Raw genomic sequence first — 1,101 nt, 5'->3', positions numbered from 1 at the left:
GCCACGTTCATCGGTCTGTGGATCTTCGGGTGGAACAAGTCCCCCGGCGCATCCACCTGCTCACCATCTGGATGACGGTCGTCGGCACCTGGCTGTCGGCGTACTTCATCCTCGCGGCCACCGCCTTCATGCAGAACCCGAAGGGCTACCAGATGTCGGCCGCGGGTCACCGCGCCGAAATGGCCGACTTCTGGCAGGTGCTGACCAACCCGGTCGCACTGACGCAGTTCCCGCACACCATCTCCGCGGCGATCATGTTCTCCGCCGGTGTCGTGATCGCGGCATCCGCCTGGCACCTCGCCCGCAAGCAGAACATCGAGATGCTGCGCCCGGCGCTGAAGTTCGGCCTCTGGGCGATGATCATCGGTTTCGTCGCGGTGTTCCTGTCCGGCGACCAGCTGGGACTCGTGATGGTCCAGACGCAGCCGATGAAGATGGCCGCCGCCGAGGCGATGTTCAACTCGGCGTGCGGGGCCAATGCTTCCTTCTCGATCTTCTCGATCGGCACCCCCGACGGCACCGGTGAAGTGTGGTCGCTGCGCGTGCCGTACGTGCTCGCGTTCCTGTCGACCCACGACTTCAACGGCTGCGTCGAGGGCATCAACGACCTCAACCAGCTGTACACGACGCAGATGTTCCCGCAGTTCGCCGATCAGGTCGGCGGCAACTTCGCGCCCGTCCTGTGGGTCACCTACTGGGCCTTCCGCTGGATGATGGGCTTCGGCCTGCTGTCCACCGCGATCGCGGTGGCGGGCCTCTGGGTCACCCGCAAGAACGCGAAGCGCCCGGTCGCCGGCTGGATGTGGCGGCTCGCCGTCTGGCAGGCGCCGCTGGCCCTGCTCGGCATCCTCGTCGGCTGGATCTTCACCGAGATGGGACGTCAGCCCTGGATCGTGTTCGGTCTCATGCTCACGCAGGACGGCGTCTCGCCGAACGTGCCCGGCTGGACCGTCCTGATCTCGCTGATCGCCTTCACCGCGATCTACGCGATCCTCGCGGTCGTCGAGTTCGGCCTCATCGTCAAGACGGTCAAGGAGGGTCCGCAGCCCCTGCCCGGACCCGATGACCGACTCTAGAGGATCCCCGGGACCGAGCTCGAAT

Annotated in this window: 1 pseudogene; it reads left to right on the top strand. The window is 65.9% G+C overall.

What is annotated here, in order from left to right:
• Positions 1 to 1,076 (top strand): annotated as a pseudogene (locus I5I_RS00025) (cytochrome ubiquinol oxidase subunit I); the annotation flags it as partial.
• Positions 1,077 to 1,101 lie beyond the last annotated feature (25 nt).

This window comes from Microbacterium sp. B24 (assembly GCF_000333415.1).
GTDB lineage: Bacteria > Actinomycetota > Actinomycetes > Actinomycetales > Microbacteriaceae > Microbacterium.
The sequence above is the reverse complement of the archived record's forward strand: the minus strand, read 5'-3'. Positions and strand labels throughout refer to the sequence as shown.